The 22,467-nt window shown below is 61.1% G+C and carries 17 protein-coding genes and 1 pseudogene; 15 read left to right on the forward strand and 3 right to left on the reverse strand.

Annotated elements, in window-relative coordinates:
* Positions 1–1,657 (reverse strand): annotated as a pseudogene (locus ASE80_RS29850) (retention module-containing protein); the annotation flags it as partial.
* Positions 1,658–1,998: 341 nt separating this feature from the next.
* On the opposite strand from ASE80_RS29850, the gene ASE80_RS05850 reads away from it, so the two are divergent.
* From ASE80_RS05850 to ASE80_RS05895, 10 genes are all read left to right on the forward strand, one after another.
* Positions 1,999–3,357 carry a TolC family outer membrane protein gene (locus ASE80_RS05850; RefSeq protein ID WP_056858082.1) on the forward strand — a complete coding sequence of 453 codons (1,359 nt, stop codon included), beginning with the start codon at positions 1,999–2,001 and terminating at the stop codon, positions 3,355–3,357.
* 41 nt (positions 3,358–3,398) lie between these two features.
* The gene (locus ASE80_RS05855) at positions 3,399–5,555 is read left to right on the forward strand and encodes a type I secretion system permease/ATPase (RefSeq protein ID WP_056858202.1); all 2,157 of its coding nucleotides are present in this window, start codon (positions 3,399–3,401) and stop codon (positions 5,553–5,555) included.
* Positions 5,545–6,909: an HlyD family type I secretion periplasmic adaptor subunit gene (locus ASE80_RS05860; protein ID WP_056858083.1), complete on the forward strand. Its 1,365-nt coding sequence runs from the start codon at positions 5,545–5,547 to the stop codon at positions 6,907–6,909. Before ASE80_RS05855 ends, ASE80_RS05860 begins: the two co-directional genes overlap by 11 nt.
* A gap of 214 nt (positions 6,910–7,123) precedes the next feature.
* Positions 7,124–8,017 (forward strand): TauD/TfdA dioxygenase family protein, encoded by an 894-nt coding sequence (locus tag ASE80_RS05865; RefSeq protein ID WP_056858084.1) that lies wholly within the window; start codon positions 7,124–7,126, stop codon positions 8,015–8,017.
* Between the two features lie 20 nt (positions 8,018–8,037).
* Entirely contained in the window at positions 8,038–8,889 is an 852-nt protein-coding gene (locus tag ASE80_RS05870; RefSeq protein ID WP_056858085.1) for an ABC transporter ATP-binding protein, read from the forward strand.
* A gap of 11 nt (positions 8,890–8,900) precedes the next feature.
* A complete protein-coding gene (locus tag ASE80_RS05875; RefSeq protein WP_017136616.1) occupies positions 8,901–9,749 on the forward strand; it encodes an ABC transporter permease in 849 nt (282 codons plus the stop codon).
* Between the two features lie 60 nt (positions 9,750–9,809).
* Positions 9,810–10,733: a LysR family transcriptional regulator gene (locus tag ASE80_RS05880; RefSeq protein ID WP_056858086.1), complete on the forward strand. Its 924-nt coding sequence runs from the start codon at positions 9,810–9,812 to the stop codon at positions 10,731–10,733.
* A 388-nt stretch (positions 10,734–11,121) separates the two neighbouring features.
* Positions 11,122–12,657 (forward strand): MFS transporter, encoded by a 1,536-nt coding sequence (locus tag ASE80_RS05885; protein WP_056858087.1) that lies wholly within the window; start codon positions 11,122–11,124, stop codon positions 12,655–12,657.
* A 15-nt stretch (positions 12,658–12,672) separates the two neighbouring features.
* Positions 12,673–13,731, forward strand: a complete 1,059-nt coding sequence (locus tag ASE80_RS05890; protein WP_056858088.1) for an HlyD family secretion protein — start codon at positions 12,673–12,675, stop codon at positions 13,729–13,731.
* Entirely contained in the window at positions 13,728–15,179 is a 1,452-nt protein-coding gene (locus ASE80_RS05895; protein ID WP_056858089.1) for an efflux transporter outer membrane subunit, read from the forward strand. Before ASE80_RS05890 ends, ASE80_RS05895 begins: the two co-directional genes overlap by 4 nt.
* Positions 15,180–15,525: 346 nt before the next feature.
* Here ASE80_RS05895 and ASE80_RS05900 read toward each other — a convergent pair whose 3' ends face one another.
* Both ASE80_RS05900 and ASE80_RS05905 read right to left on the reverse strand, forming a co-directional pair.
* The gene (locus ASE80_RS05900; RefSeq protein ID WP_056858090.1) at positions 15,526–16,230 is read right to left on the reverse strand and encodes a DUF3142 domain-containing protein; all 705 of its coding nucleotides are present in this window, start codon (positions 16,228–16,230) and stop codon (positions 15,526–15,528) included.
* Complete coding sequence (locus tag ASE80_RS05905) at positions 16,227–18,383, reverse strand: hypothetical protein (RefSeq protein WP_056858091.1); 2,157 nt, start codon at positions 18,381–18,383, stop codon at positions 16,227–16,229. The genes ASE80_RS05900 and ASE80_RS05905 overlap by 4 nt, the downstream gene beginning before the upstream one ends.
* Positions 18,384–18,577: 194 nt before the next feature.
* Between ASE80_RS05905 and ASE80_RS05910 the strand changes: the two genes are divergently transcribed.
* The 5 genes from ASE80_RS05910 (at position 18,578) to ASE80_RS30635 (ending at position 22,355) form a co-directional block, all read left to right on the forward strand.
* Positions 18,578–20,188 (forward strand): glycosyltransferase family 39 protein, encoded by a 1,611-nt coding sequence (locus ASE80_RS05910; protein WP_056858092.1) that lies wholly within the window; start codon positions 18,578–18,580, stop codon positions 20,186–20,188.
* Positions 20,189–20,221: 33 nt separating this feature from the next.
* Entirely contained in the window at positions 20,222–20,467 is a 246-nt protein-coding gene (locus tag ASE80_RS05915) for a DUF2789 domain-containing protein (RefSeq protein WP_056858093.1), read from the forward strand.
* A gap of 248 nt (positions 20,468–20,715) precedes the next feature.
* A complete protein-coding gene (locus ASE80_RS05920) occupies positions 20,716–21,369 on the forward strand; it encodes a hypothetical protein (RefSeq protein ID WP_056858094.1) in 654 nt (217 codons plus the stop codon).
* Positions 21,366–21,803, forward strand: coding sequence for a hypothetical protein (locus ASE80_RS05925; RefSeq protein WP_056858095.1), 438 nt, complete (start codon positions 21,366–21,368; stop codon positions 21,801–21,803). The genes ASE80_RS05920 and ASE80_RS05925 overlap by 4 nt, the downstream gene beginning before the upstream one ends.
* A 138-nt stretch (positions 21,804–21,941) precedes the next feature.
* Positions 21,942–22,355 (forward strand): hypothetical protein, encoded by a 414-nt coding sequence (locus ASE80_RS30635; RefSeq protein WP_133257349.1) that lies wholly within the window; start codon positions 21,942–21,944, stop codon positions 22,353–22,355.
* The last annotated feature ends 112 nt before the right edge of the window (positions 22,356–22,467 follow it).

Genomic DNA, 22,467 nt, shown 5'->3' on the forward strand with positions numbered 1-22,467 from the left:
AACAGTACCCACCGACTCCCCAGCCTTGATGGTAATCACCGAGCCATTGCTCAAGGTGACAGTCACCGGGGTTTGCGCCGGGTTGGTCAGGGTAGCGGTATAGGTAATCTGACCGCCTTCGGTGACGGTGTTACCCGCCGTCAGCGTAACGGTGGTGGTGTCGATCGAATCAGTGATCGTAGTAACCGCAGGCGTCGTACTCGGYACCAGRTTTTCAAAGTTGCCGCCGGTCGCACCGGTAATAGTGGTGCTGACAGTCGAACCATTGTTGTAAACGTCGTTAGCCGGTGTATCGACCACAACAGTACCCACCGACTCCCCAGCCTTGATGGTAATCACCGAGCCATTGCTCAAGGTGACAGTCACCGGGGTTTGCGCCGGGTTGGTCAGGATAGCGGTATAGGTAATCTGACCGCCTTCGGTCACGGTGTTGCCTGCCGTCAGCGTAACGGTGGTGGTGTCGATCGAATCGGTGATCGTAGTAACCGCCGGCGTAGTGCTCGGTACCAGGTTTTCAAAGTTGCCGCCGGTCGCRCCSGTAATAGTRGTGCTGACAGTCGAACCATTGTTGTAAACGTCGTTAGCCGGTGTATCGACCACAACAGTACCCACCGACTCCCCAGCCTTGATGGTAATCACCGAGCCATTGCTAAACGTCGTTAGCCGGTGTATCGACCACAACAGTACCCACCGACTCCCCAGCCTTGATGGTAATCACCGAGCCATTGCTCAAGGTGACAGTCACCGGCGTCTGCGCCGGGTTGGTCAGGGTAGCGGTATAGGTAATCTGACCGCCTTCGGTCACGGTGTTACCCGCCGTCAACGTGACGGTGGTGGTGTCGATGGTGTCGGTAATCTGCGTAACAGCCGGGTTCGGGTCAATCGTCAGCACCAGGTTATTGCCGCCGGTGGTGCCGGTGACGTTCACGTTGATCTGGCTTGGGTCGATGTACGGGCTGTCATTCGGTGCCAGCGGCACGTTGACGGTGCCGGTCAGTTGGCCGGCGGTGATGGTGATCACTGCGCCGTTGGACAGGGTGATGCTCAGGTCATTGACCGGCGGCTGCGTGACGGTGGCGGTGTAGGTCAGCACGCCACCGGCTTCGGTGATGGTCGGCGTTGCGCTCAGCGTCAGGGTCGACGTCTGCAAGACCAGGTTGCCATTGCCGCCGGCGTTTTGGGCGCCCGTGAGTTGGGTTGTTGTCGCGGCGCCCTGGCCCAGTGGGCCGGTCGGGAAGCCGATCGTCGGGTCGACACGGCCCGCAGTCGCGTCCAGTACAACAAAGCTGTGGCCCCCGCCCGCAGCACCATTGCCGGCAGCCGTCGCGCCGGCGGCGGTAGCATCCAGGTCGGTGGTCGGGTCGGCGCCCGCGACGATGGCTTGCTGCAGTTCGGCTACCGACGGCGCGGCGTTCTCGGCGGCAGCGGCCAGGTCAAGGCTGGAGTCCGGCAAGTCGGCGCTCCACTGGGTTTCACGGCCCAGGTCCAGTGTGCGGCCGTCGGCCAGCTCAAGGCTCACAGCGCCGGACATGCCGGTATCGATCTGGTCGCCCGCAAACAGGCGGTCACCTTCTACAAGGACACGGCGCGTCCCTTCCGGAGAAATAACGAAAACTTGACCAACAATGCTTTTGACGATGGCAACAACACTGCTCATTAAAGATTTCTCCGGCGATCCGTTTCTGATGAATTCCATGTGGCCGCTCGCGGGGGTGAGGGCCAGACAGGAGGGGGCGTAGTCTAAGTAGTTACTGACGTCAAATTATTGGCTAGATTTATTCGTTATCTAGTTTATGCCAAACTATTGACCTTCTGGTCGCCATCCTAAACAATTGGCCCCGTAATGTCACATTGATATTTATGCGGCGAACCGTCCTACATGTGTGAAGCAGTTCCGCTTTTTGAACTTTCCGACGTACGGTCATTACGGTAGCCATTATCCGACGCAGCGAGGCCAATCGCTGTGATTTGAGACAAGAAGTCCTGGGGAATTTTTTAATGCGTCTGCACCTGTTCAAGGCAATACCGTTCGTACTCGCCGCCGGTTTCGTACAAGCCCAAACATTGCCCCAGGCCATGCAGCAGGCGCTGGATGTGCACCCGGAAATCCAAGCCGGTGTGAACAGCCGAATTGCCGCCGATTACCAACTGCGCGCCGCTCAAGGTGGTTACTTGCCACGCGTTGACCTGAACGCCGGTTACGGTCGTGAAGGCACCGACAACTCCACCACCCGCGCCGCCAGCGGCCCGAACGGCAACCAGTGGGACACCCACAACCGCGGCGAAGCGAGCCTGCGTCTGCAACAGATGATCTTTGACGGTTTCGCCACCTCCAGCGAAGTCGGGCGCCAACAAGCCAACGTCAACTCCCGTGCTTATTCGTTGCTCGGCACCTCCGAGCGCACCGGTTTGACCGTCGCCCAGGTCTACCTGGACGTGTTGACCCGCCGCGAATTCGTGCGCCTGGCCGAAGAGAACCTGCGCAACCACGAACGCATCTACGACCAGATCAAATTGCGCACCCAGCGCGGTGTCGGCAACGGTGCCGACCAGGACCAGGCCGAAGCGCGTCTGGCCCAGGCCCGCAACAACCTGATCACCGAGCAGACCAACCTGGCCGACTCCCAGGTCAACTACCTCAGCGCCGTCGGCCAGATGCCCGATCAGCTTGAGCGCCCAGCGCCCTTTATGGCCATGCTGCCGGCGGACCTGAATGAAGCCCGGCGCCAGATGCTCGATAACAGCCCGATCCTGCGTTCGGCCGAGTCGGATATCTCCGCCGCCGAGAGCCAATACGAAGCTGCCAAGTCGCCCTTCTACCCGCGCTTTGATGCCGAGCTTGGTACCAATGCCGACAACAACGTCGGCGGCGATGCCGGCCACAGCAATGGCTGGGAAGCCATGGTGCGCATGCGCTTCAACCTGTTTGCCGGTGGCAGCAACAAGGCCGACCTGCAGTCCAAGTCGTACCAGGCCAGCCAAGCCCTGGATATCCGTAACAACGCCTTGCGCCAGCTCAATGAAGAACTGGGCCTGGCCTGGAACGCCTTGAACAACGCCAATGCGCAGTTGCCGGTTGCCCAGCAATACGTGGACCACAGCACCCGCGTGCGCACGTCTTACCAGCAGCAGTTCAGCCTGGGCCAACGAACCCTGCTCGACTTGCTCGACAGTGAGAACGAGTTGTTCACCGCTTCCCGTCGTCTGGAAGAGATCAAGAACATTCAGTTATTTACTCAGTATCGAATCAAGGCGACCATGGGCGAATTGCTCAAAAGCCAGGGCGTGGTCGCACCGATGGCGTCCGTCGTACAGAACGACGTGAAACCTAAAGTCCAACTGCCTGGGATGAATTGAGCCACCCCAATAGCCCCATCTGTTAGTCGAGAGTGCACCGCGTGGAATCCGAAGTCAGTCGAGTTCATCTCAGTCATGATCCACGCACGCTGCACGACGACCCGTTACTGGACGGGCTGTTGGCGCTCTGTGCCCTGCATCAAAAGCCCGCCAGCGCGGCCATGCTTACCACCGGTTTGCCACTGCCGTCGCAGCGCCTGAGTGCCGAGTTGCTGCCGCGTGCAGCCGCGCGTGCCGGGCTGCAAGGCCGGGTGTTGCAGCGCAAGCTGGAACAGATCCCGACGATTGCACTGCCGGCGTTGCTGTTGCTCAAGGACGGTCGCAGTACCGTGCTGGTGGGTTGGCAAGGCGAAGACGAAGCACGCATCCTGCTCAGCGAAAGCGACGGTGGTGAAGTGCTGATCAAACGTGAGCTGCTGGCCGACGACTACATCGGCAAGGTCTTCTTCGCCCAGCCGCAGCACAAATTCGACGTCAACCACGGCACCCTGATTCCTCGGGCGCGCTCGTGGTTTCGCGACACGCTCAAACGTTCGCGCTGGCTCTACACCGACGCCATTGCCGCGAGCTTCCTGATCAACATCATCGCCATGGCCGCGCCGCTGTTTGTGATGAACGTGTACGACCGTGTCGTGCCAAACCAGGCCACCGCCACCCTCTGGGTGCTGGCCGTGGGTATCTGCGGCGCCTACCTGTTCGACCTGGTGCTCAAAAGCCTGCGCAGTTTGTGCCTGGACCTGGCCGGCAAGAAAACCGACCTGATCATCTCGGCCACGCTGTTCGAGCGCATTGTCGGCATGTCCATGAAGTACCGCCCGGCACGGGTTGGCAGCTTCGCGCAGAACATCCATGAGTTTCAGAGCCTGCGTGATTTCCTCGCATCCTTGACCCTCACCAGCCTGATCGACCTGCCGTTTACCCTACTGATTTTCCTGGTGATCGCCATCCTGGGCGGGCACCTGGTGTGGATCCCGGTACTGGCGTTCCCGCTGGCCTTGGGCATCGGCTATGCCCTGCAAAAACCGCTGGTGGCGACCATGGAACGGACCATGGCCCTGGCCGCCGAGCGTCAGTCCAGCCTGATCGAAACCCTCGCCGGGCTCGATGCGGTCAAGGTCAACAACGCCGAGAGCGAGCGCCAGTACGGTTGGGAGCAGACCATCGGCACCCTCAGCCGCCTCGAGCTGCGCGTGAAGTTGCTGTCGGGCCTGTCGATGAACATGACCTTGCTCATCCAGCAACTGGCCGGCGTGATCATGATCGTCTTCGGCGTGTACCAGATCATCGACGGCAACCTCAGCATGGGCGGCCTGATTGCCTGCTACATGCTCAGTGGCCGCGCCTTGAGCCCGCTGGCCTCGCTGTCGGGCCTGCTGACCCGTTACCAGCAAGCCAAGGTCACCATGACCTCGGTGGACCAGATGATGGAGCTGCCCCAGGAGCGCAATTTCGAAGAGCGCCCCATGAGCCGCCGCACCCTGCAAGGTGCCATCGAGTGCCGTGGCCTGAACTTCACGTACCCGAACCAGCAGAACGCCGCGCTGAAAAACATCAACCTGGTGATCAAGCCGGGCGAGAAAATCGGCATCATCGGCCGCAGTGGCTCGGGCAAAAGCTCCCTGGCCAAGCTGATTGTCGGCCTGTACCAGCCCGACTCCGGCGCCTTGCTGGTGGACGGCGTGGACGTGCGCCAGATCGACGTGAGCGAGCTGCGCCACAACATCGGCTACGTCGCCCAAGACATTCAATTGCTGGCCGGCACCCTGCGCGACAATTTGGTGTCCGGCGCGCGCTATGTAGAAGACGAAATGGTCCTGCAAGCCGCGGAATTGGCCGGCGTGCACGAATTCGCGCGCCTGCACCCACAAGGTTATGAACTGCAAGTGGGCGAGCGCGGGCAGAACCTGTCCGGCGGCCAGCGCCAGAACGTCGCCCTGGCCCGTGCGCTGCTGCTCAACCCGCCCATCCTGCTGCTGGACGAACCCACCAGTGCCATGGACAACACCGGTGAAGAACGCTTGAAACAACGCCTGCAAGCCGTGGTGCAAAACAAGACCGTGGTGCTGGTGACGCACCGTGCCTCACTGCTCTCGCTGGTGGACCGCCTGTTGGTGGTCGACCGTGGGCAGATCCTCGCAGACGGCCCGAAAGCTGTGGTTATGGAAGCGTTGAAAAAGGGGCAGATCAGTGTTGCTTAATTCCATCAAAAGCGCGGTCGGCCGCTACTTCAAAGGCACCGACTCGCTGCAGGGCCAGCCCCTGCCTGAAGTCAACAAAGCGCTGATCGAAGATGCGCCACGGGTGATCCGCCTGACTATCTGGGCCATCATTGCGTTCTTCGTCTTCCTGGTGACCTGGGCCGGTTTTTCCAGCATCGACGAAGTTACCCGAGGCGACGGCAAGGCGATTCCGTCGTCCAAGCTGCAGAAAATCCAGAACCTGGAAGGCGGCATCGTCTCCGAACTGTATGTGAAGGAAGGCCAGATCGTCGAAGCCGGTGCGCCGTTGATTCGCCTCGACGACACCCGGTTTGTCTCCAATGCCGGCGAAACCGAAGCGTTGCGCCTGGCCATGCAACTGCGCGTTGAGCGCCTGAGTGCGCAGGTGGATGACCGCCCGCTGAACATCCCCGACGACGTGCTCAAGGCCGCGCCCAGCCAGGCCGCCAACGAACGCTCGCTGTATGAAAGCCGCCGTCAGCAATTAAAAGACGAAGTCGGCGGTTTGCAGGAGCAACTGGTGCAGCGCCAGCAGGAGCTGCGCGAATTTACCTCCAAGCAAGGCCAGTACCGCAGCCAGTTGTCCCTGCAACGCCAGGAAATCAACATGTCCGAGCCGTTGGTGGCCCAGGGCGCGGTATCGCCGGTGGAAGTGCTGCGCCTCAAGCGCGCCGAGATGGAAACCCGTGGTCAGTTGGACGCGACCACCCTGGCGATCCCGCGCGCCGAGTCGGCGATCAAGGAAGTGCAGCGCAAAATCGACGAAACCCGTGGCAAATTCCGCAGCGAAGCCCTGACCCAACTCAACGAAGCCCGCACCGAGCTGAACAAGGCCGAGTCCACCGGCCGTGCCCTGGAAGATCGGGTCAGCCGTACCCTGGTGACCTCGCCGGTGCGCGGTATCGTCAAGCAGCTGTTGGTCAACACCGTGGGTGGCGTGATTCAGCCGGGCAGCGACATGGTCGAAATCGTGCCGCTCAATGACACCCTGCTGGTGGAAGCCAAGATCCGCCCGCAAGACATCGCCTTCCTGCATCCCGGGCAAGAGGCAATCGTCAAGTTCACCGCCTATGACTACACCATCTATGGCGGCCTCAAGGCCAAGCTCGAGCGCATCGGTGCCGACACCATCACCGATGAAGACAAGAAAACCACCTACTACATGATCACCCTGCGCACCGACCGCAGCCACCTGGGCACTGATGAGAAGCCCTTGTTGATCATTCCCGGCATGGTGGCCTCGGTGGACATCATCACCGGCAAGAAAAGCATCCTCAGCTACCTGCTCAAGCCGATCATCAAGGCGCGGGCCGAGGCGTTGCACGAGCGCTGATCTTCGGCGCCTGTTGTGGCCTCATCGCAGGCAAGCCAGCTCCCACATTTGAATGTGTTCACACATCAAAATGTGGGAGCTGGCTTGCCTGCGATAGCGCCATCCGCTTCACCGCAGATCCCAACCCTAAAGCATATCGATATTCGCTAACGGTATTTAAGCTTCCATTCTTATACCTATAAATTCACTCCCCTGTCCGACCGGGAGTGCCCTCATGTCCGCCACCTCTACTGTTCCAACAGCGACCCCAACCGCCCAATCCTTCGAGATTCGCCCACTGCCCGGCAGTGTCGGCGCCGAGGTCATTGGCCTGGACTTGTCCCGCCCGGTCAACGACACGGACTTCGCACGCATCCACCGTGCGCATCTGGACCACCACGTGGTGGTGTTCCGCGACCAACGCATTACCCCCGAACAACAGATCGCCTTCAGCCGCCGCTTCGGCGTGCTGCAGATCCACGTGCTCAAACAGTTCCTGCTGGCCAACCACCCGGAAATCCTGATCGTCTCCAACATCATCGAAAACGGCCAATCCATCGGCCTGGGTGACGCGGGCAAGTTCTGGCATTCGGACCTCTCCTATAAAGAGCTGCCCAGCCTGGGCTCAATGCTGCACGCGCAAGAGTTGCCGTCCGAAGGCGGCGACACCCTGTTCGCCGACATGCACAAAGCCTGGGATCAACTGCCCGAGCACCTGCGCAAAGCCGTGGAAGGCCGCAGCGCCGCGCACTCCTACACGGCGCGCTACAGCGAGACCAAATTCGAAGGCAACTGGCGCCCAACCCTCACGCCCGAACAGTTGGCTCAGGTGGCGGAAGTGGTCCACCCGATTGTGCGTACCCATCCGGAAAACGGCCGCAAAGCCCTGTTCGTCAGCGAAGGTTTCACCACCCGTATCGTCGGCCTGCCGGAAGACGAAAGCCGCGACCTGCTGGCCCAGCTCTATGCCCACAGCGTGCTGCCGGAGAACATCTACCGCCACCAGTGGCAGCCCCACGACATGGTGTTCTGGGACAACCGCTCGCTGATCCACCTGGCCGCCGGTTGCCCGAGCCACCTGCGCCGCAAACTGTTTCGCACCACCATCCAGGGCGATGCGCCTTTCTGATTCCCGGCAAGAGAGTTGACATGAACGCGCCCCTGCAAGGCCACGCGGCCAGCACCCCGAGTACCGCCAAACCGCTATTGGCGGTGGACAACGTCAGCCTCGAATACCGCACGCCCGAGCGGGTGGTGCGGGCCACGCACCAGGTCAGTTTCGAAATCGACCCGGCCGACCGTTACGTGCTGCTCGGCCCTTCGGGGTGCGGCAAATCCACCTTGCTCAAGTCCATCGCCGGGTTTATCAAACCCTGCGAAGGCGAAATTCGTCTGTTGGGGCAAAAGGTCGACGAACCCGGGCCGGATCGCATCGTGGTGTTCCAGGAATTCGACCAGCTGCCACCGTGGAAAACCGTCAAACAGAACGTGATGTTCCCGCTGCTGGCCTCCAAGACCCTCAAGCGCCGCGAAGCCGAAGAGCGCGCGCTGCACTACCTGGAAAAAGTCGGCCTCAGTGCCTTTGCCGACGCCTACCCGCACACCCTGTCCGGGGGCATGAAAGCCCGGGTGGCCATCGCCCGCGCCTTGGCCATGCAACCGAAAATCCTGCTGATGGACGAACCCTTCGCCGCCCTCGACGCCCTGACCCGGCGCAAGATGCAGGAGGAATTACTGCTGCTGTGGGAAGAGGTGCGCTTCACCCTGTTGTTCGTCACCCATTCCATCGAAGAAGCGTTGGTGGTGGGCAACCGCATCCTGTTGTTGTCGCCGCACCCCGGGCGCGTGCGGGCAGAAATCCACAGCCATCAATACGACCTGCACAGCCTCGGCGGTGTGGAATTCCAGGCGTCGGCGCGGCGTATTCACCGCCTGCTGTTCGATGAAGCGCCCGAAGCCGAACGTGAGTTGGGTTTCGCCGATATCCGCATTGCTTACTAAGGGGCCGCACCATGCGCCAGGAATTTGAAGTCACCCTCGAACCACTGCTCAGCGTCCCCGTCGAGCGCGAATTGCCCCTGCGCCAACGCCTGTGGCAGCAAGGCTGGCTGCGCAAGGGCTTGATCCTGATCGTGCTTGCGATCCTCTGGGAGGCGGTCGCCCGCTACCAGAACAACGACCTGCTGCTGCCGAGCTTTTTGCAGACCTCCCAGGCGCTGTTCGACGGCTTGCTCAGCGGTGAACTGTTGAGCAAGGTCTGGATCTCGCTGGCGGTGCTGATCAAGGGCTACCTGATCGGCATCGTGTTGGCGTTTGCCCTCACCACCTTGGCCGTGTCCACGCAATTGGGCCGCGACCTGCTCAGTACCCTGACGTCGATGTTCAACCCGCTGCCGGCGATTGCCCTGCTGCCGCTGGCGCTGTTGTGGTTTGGCCTGGGGCAGAACAGCCTGATCTTTGTGCTGGTGCATTCGGTGCTGTGGGCGTTGGCGCTGAACACCTATTCGGGGTTTCTCGGCGTGTCCGAAACCCTGCGCATGGCCGGTCGTAACTATGGCCTCAAGGGCATGCGGTTTGTGCTGTTCATCCTGATTCCGGCGGCGCTGCCGTCGATCCTGGCCGGCCTGAAAATCGGCTGGGCCTTTGCCTGGCGCACGTTGATCGCCGCTGAACTGGTGTTCGGCGCCACCAGCGGTAAAGGCGGGCTGGGGTGGTACATCTTCCAGAACCGCAACGAGCTGTATACCGATAAGGTCTTTGCCGGCTTGGCTGTGGTGATCCTGATTGGTCTGCTGGTGGAAAACCTGGTGTTTGATACCTTCGAGCGTCTCACCGTAAAGCGTTGGGGCATGCAGCGCTGAGCCACTGATCCCTGCTAGGATTGCGTGCAATTCACTCCCCACTGGTCACGAGTGCTTGGCATGCAACTACCGGACATGAACCTGCTGGTCGCCCTCGACGCCTTGCTCGACGAGGGCAGTGTGGTCGGCGCGGCGCGGCGGATGAACCTCAGCCCGGCGGCCATGAGCCGTACCCTTACGCGGATTCGCGAGGCGGTGGGCGACCCGATTCTGGTGCGTGCCGGTCGCGGCCTGGTGCCGACGCCCAAGGCCTTGCAGTTGCAAGGCCAGGTGCGCAACGTGGTGGAACAGGCGGCGTTGCTGTTTCGTTCGGCGGACGAGGTGGACCTCAGCACCTTGCGCCGCCGCTTCAGCGTGAGGGCCAACGACTTTTTTGTCGGCGTGTACGGCGGTCGTCTGTTCGACACCATGGAGCGCATGGCGCCGCTGTGCGAGCTGTGCTTTGTACCCGAAGCCGACACCGACGATGAAGCGCTGCGCGAAGGGCGCCTGGACCTGCGGGTCAGCAGCAACGTGCCGGCCACCCCGGAAGTGAAGGTGCAGAACTTGTTTTCCACCACATTCGTGGGGCTGGCGCGGGAAGACCATCCGCTGTTCGACGAAGAAATCACTGCCGCGCGTTTTGCCAGCTACTCCCATATCAGCATCTCGCGGCGTGGCATCGCCCGTGGCCCGATCGACACCGCGCTCAATGCCCAGGGCCTGGAACGCCGCGTGGCGATGATCGCTCCGGGGTTCCACGGTGCGATGTTCATGCTGCCCGATTCCGACCTGGTTATGCCGGTGCCCAAGGAAGCGCTCCTGAGTGCCAATCGCCTGAAGCTGCCGCTGCGCGCATTCACGTTGCCGATCTCGCTGCCGACCCTGGTGATCACCCAATCCTGGCACCCACGCTTCGACAAAGACCCGGCGCATAAATGGCTGCGCGAAACCATGCGCGAGAGCTGCCATGCCACCTGGCTCGAAGCCCAGCCCAGCAGCTGAGCTGCACTTGATCCATGTGGGAGCTGGCTTGCCTGCGATGGCGGTCTGACTGTGTAGGGATTCATTGCCTGACCCACGGCTTACACAACTTTTAAAGGCAGCCAATTACCCTTGTGGCGAGCAGGCTTGCCCTGCGTTGGGCTGCGAAGCAGCCCCAGTAAAGGCACTGCAGTTTTTCCTGAAAGTACTCAGCGTCTGGGTTTGGGGCCGCTTCGCAGCCCAACGCAGGGCAAGCCTGCTCGCCACAACAGCTCACTTGCCACAGACTTCGTGTTTACCCTCTTAGGATTGCGTCTGGCGCACTTATAAGCTTCCAACAAGTAACTTTTTTGTCATGTATGCACCCCATTAAACTGCTCGGGTATTTCTAATTCCGAGTTGCGCGTTCATGACATCCCTCGCTGCCCCCGCTCTCCAGGCTGCAGCCAAACCCACTGCCCTGAGCCCGCCTGTGTTCGGCCCGCGCATCATCATCGGCTTGGTCGGTGTGTTGTTGGCGGTGCTGGTCTCGGGTCTCAATGAGATGGTCACCAAGGTCGCCCTCGCGGATATTCGCGGTGCGCTGTTCATCGGTTTTGACGAAGGTACCTGGCTGGTTGCGGCCTACACGGCCACCTCCGTAGCGGCCATGGCCTTTGCGCCGTGGTGTTCGGTGACGTTTTCGCTGCGACGCTTCACCCTGTGCGCCATCGGCCTGTTTACCTTGCTGGGCATCCTGTGCCCGTTTGCGCCGAACTACGAAAGCCTGTTGATATTGCGAACCGTGCAAGGCCTGGCCGGCGGCGCATTGCCGCCGATGTTGATGACGGTGGCGCTGCGTTTCCTGCCGGCCCACGTCAAGCTCTACGGCCTGGCCGGTTACGCGCTCACCGCCACGTTCGGCCCGAGCCTGGGCACGCCGCTGGCGGCGTTGTGGACCGAATACGTCGGCTGGCAATGGGCGTTCTGGCAAATCGTCGGGCCGTGCCTGCTGGCGATGGTCGCGGTGGCTTATGGCTTGCCGCAAGACCCGCTGCGCCTGGAGCGCTTCAAGCAGTTCAACTGGCGCGGCCTGCTGCTGGGTTTTCCGGCGATCTGCATGCTGGTGATCGGCCTGTTGCAGGGCAATCGCCTGGACTGGTTCGAGTCGGGCCTGATCACCTTTCTGCTGATCGGCGGCAGCGTGTTGCTGGTGCTGTTCATGCTCAATGAATGGTCGCAACCGGTGCCGTTTTTCAAGTTGCAGATGCTCGGCCTGCGCAACCTGGCGTTCGCCCTGATCGTACTGGCGGGCGTGCTGATGGTGCTGACCTCTGTGATCATCATCCCGTCGAGTTTTCTCGCCCAGGTGCAGGGTTACCGGCCACTGCAAACCGCGCCGGTGATGCTGTTGATGGCATTGCCGCAATTGATCGCGCTGCCGCTGGTGGCGGCGCTGTGCAACCTGCGTTGGGTCGACTGTCGCTGGGTGCTGGGCATTGGTTTGAGCATGCTGGTGCTGTGCTGCATCGGCAGTTCGCACCTCACCTCAGCGTGGATACGTGACGATTTTTACGGCTGGTACCTGCTGCAGATTTTCGGCCAGCCCATGGCCGTATTGCCGTTGCTGATGCTCTCTACCGGCAGCATCCAGCCGATGGACGGGCCGTTCGCCTCGGCCTGGTTCAACACCGTCAAAGGCCTCGCGGCGGTCATCGCCACGGCCGTGCTGGACACGCTGACCACCCAGCGTGAGCACTTCCATTCGACCCTGTTGGTGGACCACCTGGGCAACTCGCCCCTGGCCGACGGCGACGCGCCGGGCCTTGCCCACCGCCTGCACCAGCAGGCCGTGGTGCTGACTTCTTCAGACCTCTATTACGTCATGGCCGGTGTCGCGGTGGCGTTGATCCTGCTGATTTTCTGGATGCCCACGCGGATCTTTCCGCCTCGCGCACCGACCTAGCCTCAAGGACTTCTCATGAAACGCAAAGACAAAATTGCCGTCTCCGTTATTGCTGTGTTTGCTGTCGGCGTATTGGTTTATCTGGTCGCGCCGGGCGTGCTGGGCAGCAAGCGCCAGACCACCAACGACGCTTTCGTCGCCGCCGATTTCACGCTGGTGGCGCCGCGCGTGGCGGGTTTTATCAAAGAAGTGCTGGTGGAAGACAACCAACAGGTCAAGGCCGGCCAACTGCTGGCGTTGATCGACGACCGCGATTTTCGCGCTGCCGCCCAAGCCGCCGACGCCGACACCCTGGTCGCCCAGGCCCAGTTGAAGAACGCCACCGCGACCCTGGAGCGCCAAAGCTCGGTGATCGCCCAGGCTCAGGCCACCGTCGCGGCCGACCGTGCCGAAGTGGCGTTTGCCGAGCACGAACTGAACCGCTACAACCACCTCGCCGGCGTGGGCGCAGGCACCGTGCAGAACGCCCAGCAAGCCAAGACGCGTATCGACCAGGCCACCGCAAACCTGGCCAAAGCCACGGCGGTGCTGGCGGCTGAACGCAAGCAAGTGGAAATCCTCACCGCCCAGCGTGACGCTGCCGACGGTGGACTCAAGCGCGCCCAGGCCGCATTGGAAATGGCCAGCTACCAACTGTCCTACACACGCATTGTGGCGCCGGTGGATGGCATGGTCGGCGAGCGTGCCGTGCGGGTCGGCGCCTATGTGACGCCGGGCAGCAAGATCCTCGCGGTCGTGCCGTTGGCCGAGGCCTATGTGGTGGCCAATTTCCAGGAGACGCAACTGTCGCATATGCATGCGGGCCAAGCCGTAGAACTCAGCGTCGACAGCCTCGACGGCGAATTGCTCAAGGGCCACCTGGAAAGCCTGGCACCTGCTACCGGCGTGACCTTTGCGTCGGTCAGGCCGGATAACGCCACCGGCAACTTCACCAAGGTGGTACAGCGCATTCCGGTGAAGATCATCCTGGAGCCGAACCAGCCCCATATTGAACGCCTGCGCGTGGGCATGTCGGTGCAAGCCACAGTCGACACCCGGCCTGTCGCGCAGTCGCGTGAGGTGGCCCAGCAATGAAGTCATTTGCCTGGCTCACCTTGAGCCTGATCAGCCTCAGCGCCTGCACGGTCGGCCCGGATTTCCAGCGGCCCCAAGGCCCGCAAGTTACCCAGTGGAGCGAACCCCAGGGCCGTCAGGCGGCGAGCCACGCGGTGACCGACCCTTTGCAGGAACGCTGGTGGGACGTGTTCCACGATGCAGAACTCTCGGCCCTCACACGCCGTGCGCTCACCGATAACCTCGACCTGAAACTGGCCAGCAGCCGCCTGCAACAAAGCCGCGCCGTGCGTCAGGTGACCACCGCCGAGCGTTACCCCAACGTCAACGCCTCCGGGGATTACGTACGCCAGCGCAACAGCGGCAAAGGCTTGAGCGACCCGTCCAAAAACAATGGTCAATCTGCTTACAACCAATGGGACATGGGCTTCTCCGCTGCCTGGGAGCTGGACTTCTGGGGCCGTGTCAAACGCGAAACCGAAGCCGCCGACGCCACCCTGCAAGTCGCCGAAGATGACCGCCGCGCCGTATTGCTGTCGGTACTCGCCGACACCGCCCAGGACTACATCCAACTGCGCGGCGTGCAGAACACGCGCGCCGTCACCGAGCAAAACCTCGACGTCGCCCGCCACAGCCTCAAGCTCTCGCAGCTGCGCCTGGCCGACGGCGTGGCCACCGACCTGGATGTGGCTGAAGCCGCCGCCCAGGTCGCCGCCATCGAAGCGCGTTTGCCGGATTTGCAGCAGCGTCAGGACCAACTGATCAACGCCCTGAGCCTGCTGATGGGCGAGCCGCCGCAAGCGCTGCATGCGCAATTGTCCAAGGACGCCGCCGTGCCGCAAACCCCGCGCCAGGTCGCCATCGGCTTGCCGTCGGAACTGGCCGAACGCCGGCCCGATATCCGCCAGGCGCAAGCGCGCCTGCATGCGGCCACTGCCAGTATCGGCGTGGCCAAAGGCGACTTTTACCCGCGTATCACCCTGTCCGGCAGCCTCGGTTCCCAGGCCCTGCAACTCTCGGATTTCGGCTCCTGGGGCTCGCGCGCGTTTGCCTTCGGCCCGCAGTTCAGCCTGCCGCTGTTCAATGGTGGGCGCCTGCAAGGCATGTTGAATTTGCGTGAAGCCCAGCAACAGGAAGCGGCGCTGGCGTACCAGCAAACCGTACTGCGTGCCTGGCATGAAATCGACGACCAACTGACCCGCTACAACGCCAGCCAACTGCGCCGCGACAGCCTCGCCGAAGCGGTACGCCAGAACCGGATCGCGTTGAGCACGGCACAACAGCAGTACGTCGAAGGCGTGGTGGATTTCGTCAACGTGCTCACCGTGCAAAGCGCGCTGCTGGCCACGCAGGAGCAGTGGGTAGAAAGCTCCACCGGCGTGTCGCTGGCGATGGTGGGGCTGTACAAGGCGTTGGGCGGTGGCTGGGAGTCCGTCTACCCCGAAACAGCTTCTATTCCCGCAGGCTGAACATAACCCACTGTGGGAGCGGGCTTGCCCGCGATAGCGGTAGTTCAGCCAACGTTATGTTGACTGAAGTGCCCTCATCGCGGCATAGGTATTTACATAACTCTTGAAGGCCGCCACTTTCTCCTGTGGCGAGCAGGCTTGTCCTGCGTTGGGCTGCGAAGCGGCCCCAAACCCTGACACTGAGTACTTTCAGGAAAATTGCAGTGCCTTTACTGGGGCCGCTTCGCAGCCCAACGCAGGACAAGCCTGCTCGCCACAACAGCCCACCTGCCACAGACTTCGTGTTAACCGGTTGTGTAGATACCTATGCTCATCGCGGGCAAGCCCACATGGAATATTGCGTGATTCAAGGGTTTTGCAAAAAAACCACATACCCCCTGAACCATTCACTCCTTTTCAAATACCCCGGCTCTTCCCACACGCCGCCCTGAATCAGCCCCACCTTGAACGGCAGCCCCAGCCGGTTCATGCGTGGCAAGTACGCCGCGTAATCCGGGATGCTGTGGCGCCCTTGGTAGGTCTGTACCACCACTTCATCCACCACGCCTTTGAGCTGGGCGATGGCGTGCGGGTCGGCGTTGCTGCTCCAGTCCATCAAGCCGGTAATGCTCAGGCGCAGGTCGGCAGGCAGGCGTTGGCGCAGGTCGCGCAGGAAGCTTGTGTATTCGTGCAGGTATTGGGTGCGGGCGTCGAAGTCGATCTGGATGCCGACCACCGGGTTGCCCGCATCGCGCCAGCGTTGCACCTGGCCGAGCAGTTGGGTGTAGACGCGCTCGGGCCAGTGCAGGGTGTGGGCGCGGTATACCACCCAGACCTGGCCTTGGGTGATGCGCGGTACGCTGATGCCTTGGGCGATAAACTGCACGCCCCGTTGCGGTGCGCGGCGCGTGGAGTTGATCTGGCCCTGGAGGATGTACAGGGTTTTCGCCTGTTTGAGCACCGGCTGCGGCGCGACCCCGCTCCACAGCCAGAAGGCGTCGTAGTCACGGGCGTCAACGCCGGCAAAGGCCGGGCTTGCCAGGAGCAGCAAGCCTAGCCACAGGTGTTTCACCAGTAGTACTTCAGCGACTGCGCCCACTCGGTGTCGGCAAACCCGGTTTTGAGCTGGCGGAACCAGCCTTTGCGCACGGATTTATCCACATCTACACCGCCGCAACCGTTATAGCCGGCCCGCGCATAGCAGTTGATCGCGCGGAACAGCGCGTAGGCCTTGTCGTTGTGCGGCGCCTTGGGGTTGGCAATGACCTGGCGGTAACCGTCGAGCCGCGAGAAGGTCTCGCCCTTGAACAACGAGGCGGTGCTGCCCAGGCTGCCGGCGGCGCGCACTTGGTCCAGCGGCATGCCATCGAGGTTGTTGCGCAGGATGAACTCACCCAGGCAGTTCAGGCCCTTGGGGTTTTTCCCATCGGCCTGCAGGGCGCTGGCGATTTGCGCAATGCTCGGGCAGGCGTAGCCGGACTCCGCCTTATCGCCGTTCCACTGAAACAACTGCAGCGAACGGCCATCGCCATACACATAACCCAGGCTGGTGCCGAGTTTGTCGGCGGGCGCCGATGCCGGCAGTTGCTTGAGGTCATCGGCGAAGGTGGCGTACTGGCCGCGCATCAGGTCTTTGTACAGCAGCACAAACTGGGCGGTGGCGCGCTCGACCGGGTCACTGGCCTGGGTGATCTGCTGGCGCAGCAGGTCCTGGCCTGCGATGTTGCGCAGCAAGATATAGCGCACCTGCTTGGCGCTGATCGGCGAATCGCTGGCGAACACGCTGGCCAGTTGGCCGTTGCGCTCGTAGTTCATCGCCAGCGCCAGTTCCAGCTGGTCGCGCTGCAAGGGTTGCTTGGCGAGGGGCAGCAGCTTCAGCCAGAGGGCTTGCGCGCCTTGCCAATCCTTCTTGGCTTCCAAAGCAAGGCCGCGCAGGGTTTGCTGGCTGAAGGCGAAGTAGTCGAGGCTGGCGGGCACGTCCTGGGGCAGCAGTTTCAAGGTGGTGTCGGGCTGATGTTCGACGTACAGCGCAAACGCCGCTTGCACGTAGTCGTACAGCGCAGGCTCCTGGGCAAACACCTGTTTTTGCGCGTCCAGGGCCGTGCGGCTCAGCAGTGGCGGGTTGCCGGCGCGCATCCACATCAAGTCGTTGACCGCCAGCATCAGTGGGTTGGCCGAAGGTTTTTGGGTGGCACTGAGCAGCTTGTTGTCGGCTTCCTGCACCAGCTCGTCCAGCGACACATTGCGCTGTTTGGCGCTCAACTGCGCGGCCAGGTCGTTGGCCAGCTTGTCGGTATCGCCCGCCAGCCAATGCACCCGTCGCAGCAGGCCCTGGGCAGAGACGGCGTATTCGCCCTGTGGATAGGTTTTCAGGTAGAGGTTAAAGCTGGTGTCTGCATTGGCCAGCACCGACTTATCCACATGCTCCAGTTGCGGCATGCCGTATTCGTCGAAGGCGTTTTCCTGGGCCTGGTTCAGCTCGGTGCGGGCGATCATGTAGAACGCGGCTTCCTTGACCCACGGCAGGCTGCCGGCGGCGGCAGCGACAAAACCACGTTGCGCATCGCCAAACCGGCCACTGTAGAAGTCGCCGGCGGCTTGCAGGTAAGCGCGCAGCTCGCGGCCTGCGGCGGACTGGATCTGCTCCGGGTCACCCAGGCTGGCACCGTCCCAAGTGCAGGCGCCGAGCATCGCTACACGTCCCTTCGCCAGCAGAAGGCGCTCCGCTTCTGGCACGTCGGCTTTAACCACTTGGCTGATAAACGCCGTGGCACTGCTTTCATCATTGCTGCGGCAGCGGCTGCCTTCGCCGGTCAGGAAGGCGTCACCCGCCGCCTTGTCGCCTTCACGCTGAATGCCCAGTGGCGCGAGCAACTCGTCGAGTTTGCTGGGTGTGGGGGCCACGTCGGTTTTTTCGTCGGTGGCGTCGGCCACCGGGGTCAGGCGGTACACCGGAAACGGCACCGGGCCGAAGCCTTCTTCCAGGTCGGTCTCGCCCAGTGCATTGGGCGTCAGCGCTGCCACCTGTTTATCCGCCAGCAACAGGCGCAAGTTGACCCGGCTGTCATTGCCCGGGCTCAGGAAGGGCAGGTTGCTGCAGCCTTCAAGGCTGTCGCGTGAGACCCGCCAGTCGGGGTAGCACGAGTCATCGCCGCTGGCCTGGGCCTGGAAGGAAAGGCCGGCGAGCAATGCCAGGGCCAGTGGTGACAGAAAACCGATGCGCATGACGTGTCCTTGATCCTGAGTCCTTTGAGGGACGCCATAATAGCGTGATCTGACAAATGCTTCGGTGAAGGCCTACACAAATCGCCGATTTGTCCGATTCCAGCAGCGAATAAAGGGTTTTTGTCCTAGAGTGGCGGTCATTCACGCGCAGGGCTTTTTGGCCGGCCGGAAAAGGCAATGGTAGGGGAATCGAGGTGCGACGGTCTGTGGTAGAGCAAGATGAAAAGATGGCGGCGTTGCCCGCATTTGATCGCGTCGCGAGTAGCTGGGACGTTGCCGGCTGGATGAGCCGTCTGTGGTGGGTACCGATCCTGGTACTGGCCGTCGCCCTGCGTTTTTACAACCTGACCTCCTCCGCAATCTGGGGTGACGAAGGCTCCAGTCTGCTGCTCAGCGAATACGCTGCCGGTGACCTGTGGTTTCACGCCGCCCACGATGTGCACCCACCGCTGTACTTTTTCATGCTGCGTGGCTGGATCGAGCTGTTCGGTGACAGTATCTGGTCGATTCGCAGCATGAGTGCGATCCCCGGTGCGATCGCCGTGGGCCTGGGCATCTGGTTGACGCGGCAACTGTCTACCCGACGTGCCGCCGTGCTTGCCGGGATCCTGCTGGCGCTGCTGCCCACGGCGGTGCGCTACAGCCAGGAAGTGCGCATGTATTCGCTGTTGGCCGTGTGGCTGCTGGGCGCCACGCTGGCGCTGGTGTACTGGGTGCGCCAACCAGAGCGCACGCGCTATCTGGCGGCGTATGTCGTGCTGATGAGCGCCGGTTTCTACACCCATTATTTCACTGCCCTGTGTGTGCTGGTGCATTGGGCCTATCTGGCCTTGTTGAGCTCAACCCAGGCGCCCGGCCAGCGTCTGCTCAAACGCCCTGCGTGGTGGGTGGCCAACGCGGCGATCGTCGTGGCTTACCTGCCGTGGCTACCCAATGTGTTGGGCCTGGTGCAACACATTGAACAACTGAAGGTGGGCGGGGACATCGGCTGGGAAGACCCGGTCAACCTGTTTTCACTGCCGTCGATGATCTGGCAATTCATTGTCCAGGACGAGGGCATCGGCTTTTGGGCGCCGTTGTTCTGGTTCATCCCGTTGCTATTGATTGCAGTGGTGGGCATCACCGCCTGGCAGGATCGCGAACGCTATCGCCCGGCCAGCCTGCTGGCGCTGTTTGTGCTGCTGCCGCTGCTGTTGGTGTATGCGGTTTCGTTCGTTTCGCCGGTGTTTATCGAGCGTTACCTGACGGTATACGCCCTGGGTTTGCCCATCCTGGTGGCGCTGGCCATTGATCGCCTGCCGACACGCTGGTCATGGCTGGGCGTAGCGTTGTTCGTGCTGTTTGTCGGCATGGAGCTGATGGGGCTCAAAAACAACTTCACCGTCGATGAACATGACCAGTTCAACGTGCCCGTGGAGTTCGTCAATCGTAATTACCAGGAAGACGACCGCATCGTTCTCAGCGACATGTTGTGGTACCTCAGCTACGTGTATTACGACCAGACCGACGCACAATTGCAGCTCTACACGCCGCCCAAACCCGACGGCACGCCGACCCGCCCGAACGCCTACGGTTTCGGCACATTGGTCGATCAGGACGGCGGGCGCATTTACCTCGACCGCCTGTCGGCATTGCCTGCCGATACTCACCGCGTCTGGCTGATCAGCAGCAACGAAGCGCCGGATGAGTTCGCGCCCTTACCTGAAGGCTGGCGTGAGTTGAGCCGTCAGGATGGCGGTGGTGCGAGGGCGCGACTGTTCGTGCTGTGCAACGGGGCGCAGCCGCAACCTGAAGGTTGCCGCTAGACTCAATTAAGTATTCTTTACCTGGAGCCCGCCATGGAATCGCCTGTGCACAGCTTGCCATCACTGTTCAAACAGCTTGGGCTGCCGGAAGACCCGGTCAGTATCGAGAAGTTTGTGGCCGTGCATTCGCCGCTTAAACCGGATCTGAAATTGGCAGATGCCTTTTTCTGGAGTGCCAGCCAGAGAGCGTTTCTGCGCGAAGAAATTCTCGACGATGCGGATTGGGCTGAGGTGGTGGATGAGCTGAATCTATTGTTGCGGGAAGGGCGCGGCGTGTAACGGCCGATCGTTCCCACGCTCCGCGTGGGAATGCCTCCTGTGACGCTCTGCGTCACGACTTCAAGAGCGGACGCGGAGCGTCCTGGGCTGCATTCCCACGCAGAGCGTGGGAACGATCAAAACGGGCGGGGAGTGTGAGAAGTGGGACAGCTTGGGAAGTTTCCTACCGGTTAAACAGAAACGCACGATAGTCGCCAGAATGAAGAGCCCGCTATTTACAGACGCTGATTTCCTCTTATGGCCACGTCATGCAGCGTCTGATCCCTCACAAAGAAATTGAAAACTATGATCTCACCAAAATCGAAAGCCCCTACTTTGCTGGTATCAAGGTAAGGGAATTCTTTCGCGCGCCTTATGCATTGCAGGGGCTGTGCGAGCTGCTAGCCGAGTGCAATGTTTCTCCTGTTCGGTGTTCAGGGGATAACGATCAGCGCCGAGTTTTGGACAAGTTGGCATCCGGTGATTGGCTGTTCGTAATGGACCGGCCTTTTCTTCCGTTAAGTCGAGAATGCCGTGTTAAGTATGGGCATTTGATGGGGCGCCGACTGTATGTCGGGCCTGGTAAATGGGAAAAGGTAAGTATCGATTACGATGGGGTTAAAAATACTGCGATCCTGGCCGCAAACCGACTGGCATCTATGGGTGACGAAGGACGAATGTTCTTATCCGACGGGAAAGATCTCGCGAACACCACCAGGGTCATGACGCAGCGCTGGGTCCGTATGGATAGTCGTGATGACCAGTTCACCCACAGATCGGTTGAGCACCGATACGGGGAGCTGCGGCAAATCAAGCAACGCTATCTGGAGGGGGATGACAATTGGCAGCAGGGTGGGAAATCCTGGCATTGGCAGCCTGTAACACCGGATACAGCGTATGAATACAAGGATGCGAAACAGTGACGCGCAAGCAGGTCTTTTGGTTTTGGGGAGTGATGGATGCCATTTATCTGGTTCGCTATTGGGTCACCAGTGCGGTGGAGGGGCGAGTTCCTTACTTGAGCGATATCGAGAGCGCATTATGGGTTTTGCGTGACCACAGCGTGCTGCAGATTTACACCTTTGGCTTTGTCATGTTGCTGCAGATCTCGATAGTGGCATCCTGTTTTTTATTTCTTCTTAGCAGTGAAAAGGTCCGCTGGCTTGTTTACCTTCAAACCCCGTTACGGCTAGTTTTTTTTATCCCTTCAATTTCGCTACTGCTAATAGGCGCTCAGTTAGTCCCAGGCTACAGCGTGTTGGTGATGGCGGTGCTAGTCGTCGCGTCCGAGGCAATGAAGGTTTGGAGTATCTGGCGATGGGGCAAGGAATCTGACGTTTCCAGCATTCGGCGGTAGTCAATAAGCCAGTTGCACAGCCTCAACCATCCCCCCTATAGTTCGCCTCGTCGCCGCACATCGGCGATCGGATTTGGCGATCCGCATTCTATGACGCGTTACAGCGCTCTAACTCCGTGTTCTCCGCTTGGCGGATACATGAGTTCTATGGCGGCTGTGCGCGGGAGATCTTCGGATCTGCCGGGTTTCATAGATAACCGGTTCGCCAACCTGCGTACAGCTGCCACCCATACTCGTTTGGCGACGGGGAAGGGTGGTCAAAATCTTATCTATGAGGCTTTATCGATGGACCAATACAAACCGCTTCAAACCAATCCCACCAGCGTTCCCGTTCTGGCTTTCAACACGTTTGCGCCCTCGCACCTGCTCCATGAAACAGCCCGAAGCCGCGTGCGTATCGGCACCGAGCTGTTGGAAACGCTCAGCGCCAAAGCAGACAGCCAGAACCTTCATCACCTCGTCACCGCAGCACTGGTTTCGTTGCGCGATGGCTTGGACATGATGGGCGAAATCCAGCGGCGCCTGGATGCTCAGGCCGAACAGCCAGTCTGAGGCCAACACGGGTCCAAAATGTGGGAGCTGGCTTGTCGGGTCGCCGCATCGCTGCGATGGCGGTGGTTCAGTCAACATCAACCTCGGCTGATCCACCGCTATCGCAGCGATG

The organism is Pseudomonas sp. Leaf15 (genome assembly GCF_001421425.1).
Taxonomy (GTDB): domain Bacteria; phylum Pseudomonadota; class Gammaproteobacteria; order Pseudomonadales; family Pseudomonadaceae; genus Aquipseudomonas; species Aquipseudomonas salomonii.

Bases quoted from the DNA above. Each gene is read 5' to 3' on its own strand.
- ASE80_RS05850 (WP_056858082.1), top strand. From the start codon at position 1,999: ATGCGTCTGCACCTGTTCAAGGCAATACCGTTCGTACTCGCCGCCGGT.
- ASE80_RS05865 (WP_056858084.1), top strand. From the start codon at position 7,124: ATGTCCGCCACCTCTACTGTTCCAACAGCGACCCCAACCGCCCAATCC.
- ASE80_RS05870 (WP_056858085.1), top strand. From the start codon at position 8,038: ATGAACGCGCCCCTGCAAGGCCACGCGGCCAGCACCCCGAGTACCGCC.
- ASE80_RS05875 (WP_017136616.1), top strand. From the start codon at position 8,901: ATGCGCCAGGAATTTGAAGTCACCCTCGAACCACTGCTCAGCGTCCCC.
- ASE80_RS05880 (WP_056858086.1), top strand. From the start codon at position 9,810: ATGCAACTACCGGACATGAACCTGCTGGTCGCCCTCGACGCCTTGCTC.
- ASE80_RS05885 (WP_056858087.1), top strand. From the start codon at position 11,122: ATGACATCCCTCGCTGCCCCCGCTCTCCAGGCTGCAGCCAAACCCACT.
- ASE80_RS05890 (WP_056858088.1), top strand. From the start codon at position 12,673: ATGAAACGCAAAGACAAAATTGCCGTCTCCGTTATTGCTGTGTTTGCT.
- ASE80_RS05895 (WP_056858089.1), top strand. From the start codon at position 13,728: ATGAAGTCATTTGCCTGGCTCACCTTGAGCCTGATCAGCCTCAGCGCC.
- ASE80_RS05905 (WP_056858091.1), bottom strand. From the start codon at position 18,383: ATGCGCATCGGTTTTCTGTCACCACTGGCCCTGGCATTGCTCGCCGGC.
- ASE80_RS05915 (WP_056858093.1), top strand. From the start codon at position 20,222: ATGGAATCGCCTGTGCACAGCTTGCCATCACTGTTCAAACAGCTTGGG.
- ASE80_RS05920 (WP_056858094.1), top strand. From the start codon at position 20,716: ATGCAGCGTCTGATCCCTCACAAAGAAATTGAAAACTATGATCTCACC.
- ASE80_RS30635 (WP_133257349.1), top strand. From the start codon at position 21,942: ATGAGTTCTATGGCGGCTGTGCGCGGGAGATCTTCGGATCTGCCGGGT.